A 4,401-nucleotide genomic window follows, 5' to 3' on the forward strand; every position below is an offset into this window, starting at 1 on the left:
CGTCGACCACCTCGGCAATGCGGGCGTCGGGCCGGTCGGTCTTGTTGACCACCAGGATCACCGGCAGGTGCGCGGCCAGCGCCTTGCGCAGCACGAACCGGGTCTGCGGCAGCGGCCCCTCGGACGCGTCGACCAGCAGGACCACGCCGTCGACCATGGACAGCCCGCGCTCCACCTCGCCGCCGAAGTCGGCGTGGCCCGGGGTGTCGATCACGTTGATGACGGTGACGGTTCCATCGGCGTGGTGGCGGTGCACGGCCGTGTTCTTGGCCAGGATCGTGATGCCCTTTTCCCGCTCCAGATCCCCGGAGTCCATGACGCGCTCTTGCGCCTCACCGCGTTCCTGCAGGGCGCCCGACTGGCGGAGCATGGCGTCGACCAGAGTCGTCTTGCCGTGGTCTACGTGCGCGACGATGGCGACGTTACGAAAGTTCACCGGGCGATTCTGCCAGCGCACCCTGTCAATCGCGAAAACGTGAAAGCCACGTCACAACCCGAAGGGCGACTCGGCGGAGAACCTCTCGAGTTCCTTGACGTGCAGTTCGGTCAGCGATTGCAGGCACTGCGCCGCCGTCTCGGTGAGCTGAAGCCGGATCACCCGCTGGTCGCCGCTGTCGCGGACCCGGGTGACCAGGCCGGCCGCTTCGGCGCGCTGGATCAGTTCTCCCGCACTGTGGTGGCGCAACAGCAGATAATCCGCGATGTCGCCGACCGTCGGCCCCCGCGAGTCACCGTGGCCGCGCACCGCCAACAACAACTGGTGCTGCGCGGGGGTGAGTCCAGCCGCTTGCGCCTGGTCGGCGCTCCACCGCTCGAAGCGCCGCAACCGCGTGCGGAACGCAAGCAGTCGCGAATAGACGTCGTCAGGCAGTGGCACGTCTGTAACTTTATGCCGAGCCCCGCCGGCGTGCGCAGGTCAGCTCAGCTGTGCGGTGATCCGAATTTCAGCTACCGCCCCCGGGATGGCCAGTTCGGAGATCCCGACGGCTGTCCACGCGGGATAGGGGGCGGACACGTAAGTGTCCTTGACCGCGATGAAATTCTCCATTTGAGCGGTGAGACCAACGTGGTAGGTGGTCATCTCCGTGACGTCGGCGAAGGTGAGCCCCACCTCGCCGAGCAGACCGCGCAGATTGTCGAACGCCAGGGTGATCTGCTCAGTGGGGTCCTCCGGCACCGACAGGTCAGGCCGGATGCCGATCATGCCCGAGCAGCGCAGCTGATCTCCGACGATGACGGCCGGCGCGTAGTGAAAGTTGGCGTAGATCGGCTTCATCCACTCGGGAATCACGACCTTCATGGTTGCTCCGTCCTAGGTGCCGTTGCGCACCAGCTGATCGGGGCAGTACAACTGGGCGGCGATCCCCACGAACTGGGTTCCGTGCTCGGTCGTCAGGCCGGGGTTACGGGCCTTGAGACCCTCCAAGACGTCCGGGCTCGGTTTGCCCTCGGCGATCAAACCGCACACCAGTTTCGCGGTGATGATGGCCTGGTCAGCGTTGTTGTAGGTGATGCCGGCCGCCCGCAAGGACACCAGGAAAGTGGTGTCGGTTTCGGACGGATCGGCCTGCGCCGGCGCCGCGAAGCAGACACAGCCGAGCGCGCCGAGCAGCGCCGCGCGGATTCTCACCAGCCCCTCCGTTGCGGTCGTGAACCCATCGGCTGATTCCTCCTAGCGACGTCGCGGCTGCGGTAGACGATGTACGGCCGAAACAGATACCCGATCGGCGCGCTAAATGCGTGCACCAGACGAGTGAACGGCCACAGCGCGAACAAAGTCAACGCAATCATGACGTGAACCTGGAAATACAGCGGCGCCTGCAGCATCAGATCGCCCCGCGGATCGAGCGTAAAGATCGACCGGAACCAGACCGAGACCGTCTGCCGGTAGTCATGCGCCTCGCCGTACGCGGTGGTGCCCATCAGGGTGCAGCTCATCCCGACCACCAGCGCGCACACCAGCACCGCATACATCAGCTTGTCGCTGACACTGGTGGCCTTGAACACCGAGCGCTCGGTCCGACGCCGGTAGATCAGCAGTCCGACCCCGATCAGGGTGGCGATGCCGGCGGGCAGGCCCAGGATCAGCGCCTGTAGGTGATAGAGCCGATCGCTCATGCCCAGCGCTTCGGTCCACGACTCCGGGACGAAGAGCCCCATGATGTGCCCCGCGATCACCACGAAGCTGCCGAAGTGGAACATCGGGCTGCCGATCCGCAGCAGCTTGGACTCATATAGCTGCGACGAGCGGGTGGTCCACCCGAACTTGTCGTACTTGTATCGCCACCAGGTGGCGACGCCCGCGACGGCCAGCACGAAGTACGGCACGATGTCCCACCACAGCTCCGCGGGGCTGATCAGGGTGACGTCGGTCATCGGGTCGGCACCGTCGGCATCCCGAGCGAAACGGCTGCCGTGAAAGGTTGAAGCCCAACGGCTTCCGCCGGCGGCCCGGATGCCATCAGCTGACTCACGTCCTGCACCTCCTGATCGGTTGCCGCCGGGAGCGTCTCGCAGACTGCGCCCACGGCGAAGGCATACGGCGACCCCGCCTCGCTCAACGCACGGTGCAGGACATCGATCGGCGTGCGGTGCGCCAGCAGCAGCCGACGTCCGGCCTGCGGGTCCACCGTCGCGGCGAACTCCAGAACCACCGGCAGGTGGTCGGGGGCCTCGCCCACCGGCGGCTCGGCGCCGGCCTCGCGGTAGGCGGTGGCGAAGGCCAGCATCTGCATCCCACGGTTGCGGGTGTCACCACCAGTCCAGTAGGTCAGAAACATCGTCGAGCGCCGCCGCATGTCGAAGGTTTCGACGTAGTCGACGGCGGCGGTCATCGGGTCAGCTGCGCGCAGCGCGGCGACCGTGCGCCGCAACAGATTCGCCGCCGGCGCGTCGGCGTGGGCGAGCAGTGCCTCGACGGTGTCGAGCCGCTGGGGCAGTTGCTCGTCGGGGTAGGACAGCAGCAGCGACGCCGCCTGCCACACCGCCCGGTCGGCGGGTCCACCGGGCGGGCGTCGCAGGGAGTGAATGAATCGCTTCACTGATGCTCCGGGAACATCTCCGGCACGGCCCGCTCGCCGCCACCCCAGTTGAGCAGGTTGGTCCGGCCCCGCGGCCGCTGCGCGTGCCCGTTCTCGACCAGATGGAACGACGTCTTCGCGACGTCATCCGCGCCCACAAAAGGATCCTCCTCATACCCCTGCGGTCCGCCGGTGATCGAGCAACCCAGGTGTTCGAGGTCGTGTGCCTGCTGGCTGTAGGCGGTGGGAATCACATAACGCTCTTCGTATTTCGCGATCGCGAGCAGGCGGTACATGTTGTACATCTGTTCCTCGGTCATACCGACCGAGGCGGGTATGTGCGGCTGGGTCTCGCGGCCCAGGCTGATGTCGCGCATGTAGGAGCGCATCGCCGCCAGCCGACGCAACACATCCTCGATCACGCCGGTGTCGCCGGCGGTGAACAGCTCGGCGAGATAGGCCATCGGGATACGCAGCGCGGAAAGCGCCCCGAATAGGTTGCCCAGGTCTTCGCCGTCGTGCCCGTCCCGGCTGACGGCATCGACCACCGGAGACAGCGGCGGGATGTACCAGACCATCGGCATGGTCCGGTACTCCGGATGCAGCGGCAACGCCACCTTGTAGGTGTTGATCAGCGCGTAGATCGGCGAACGCTGCGCGGCCTCAATCCAAGCATCCGAGATCCCCTCGGCGCGTGCGCCCGCGATCACCTGCGGGTCGGTCGGGTCCAGGAACACCCCGCACTGCGCCTCGTACAAGTCGGTGTCATTGTCGATCGAAGCCGCCTCAAGCACCTTGTCGGCGTCGTAGAGCACCAGGCCGATGTAGCGCAGCCGGCCCACGCAGGTCTCCGAGCACACCGTTGGCAAGCCGACTTCGATACGCGGGTAACAGAAATGGCATTTCTCGGCCTTGCCGGTCTTGTGGTTGAAGTACACCTTCTTGTACGGACATCCCGACACGCACAGCCGCCAACCACGACAGCGGTCCTGGTCGACCAGCACGATGCCGTCTTCTTCACGCTTGTAGATGGCCCCGGTCGGGCACGACGCCACGCACGACGGATTCAGGCAGTGCTCACAGATCCGCGGCAGGTAGAACATGAAGGTCTCTTCGAACTCGCTTTTGACCTGGTCACTGACCTTCGCCAGGATCGGGTCGTTGACCAGGGTCTCCGGTGCCCCAGCGAGATTGTCGTCCCAGTTGGGCCCCCACTCGATCTTCATCGGTTCGCCGGTGATCGAACTCTTCGGCGCCGCAACCGGAATGGTGTCGCCCAGCGGCGCAGCGGTCAGGTTCTCGTAGTCGTAGGTCCACGGCTCGTAGTAGTCCTTCAAGCCAGGCAGGTTGGGGTTGGCGAAGATGTTCAGCAGCTTGTGCA

Annotated in this window: 7 protein-coding genes; all 7 read right to left on the minus strand. The window is 65.7% G+C overall.

The genetic code is table 11. The features are described from left to right. The coding region (locus AC2VOG_RS09960; protein WP_486939739.1) for a GTP-binding protein at positions 1-436 on the minus strand (436 nt) is incomplete at its 3' end. Positions 437-487: 51 nt separating this feature from the next. Continuing rightward, positions 488-877: a MarR family winged helix-turn-helix transcriptional regulator gene (locus tag AC2VOG_RS09965; RefSeq protein WP_486939740.1), complete on the minus strand. Its 390-nt coding sequence runs from the start codon at positions 875-877 to the stop codon at positions 488-490. A 39-nt stretch (positions 878-916) separates the two neighbouring features. After that, complete coding sequence (locus AC2VOG_RS09970) at positions 917-1,300, minus strand: RidA family protein (RefSeq protein ID WP_486939741.1); 384 nt, start codon at positions 1,298-1,300, stop codon at positions 917-919. 12 nt (positions 1,301-1,312) lie between these two features. Further along, positions 1,313-1,630 (minus strand): DUF732 domain-containing protein, encoded by a 318-nt coding sequence (locus AC2VOG_RS09975; protein WP_486939742.1) that lies wholly within the window; start codon positions 1,628-1,630, stop codon positions 1,313-1,315. Further along, on the minus strand, positions 1,627-2,376 hold the full coding sequence (gene narI, locus AC2VOG_RS09980) for a respiratory nitrate reductase subunit gamma (RefSeq protein WP_486939743.1): 750 nt from the start codon (positions 2,374-2,376) through the stop codon (positions 1,627-1,629). The genes AC2VOG_RS09975 and narI overlap by 4 nt, the downstream gene beginning before the upstream one ends. Next, positions 2,373-3,041, minus strand: coding sequence for a nitrate reductase molybdenum cofactor assembly chaperone (gene narJ, locus AC2VOG_RS09985; RefSeq protein WP_486939744.1), 669 nt, complete (start codon positions 3,039-3,041; stop codon positions 2,373-2,375). Before narJ ends, narI begins: the two co-directional genes overlap by 4 nt. After that, on the minus strand, positions 3,038-4,401 hold a 1,364-nt coding region (narH, locus tag AC2VOG_RS09990), incomplete at its 5' end, for a nitrate reductase subunit beta (RefSeq protein WP_486939745.1). The genes narH and narJ, both read right to left, overlap by 4 nt.

The sequence above is a fragment of the Mycobacterium sp. TH-M11 genome (genome assembly GCF_057473725.1).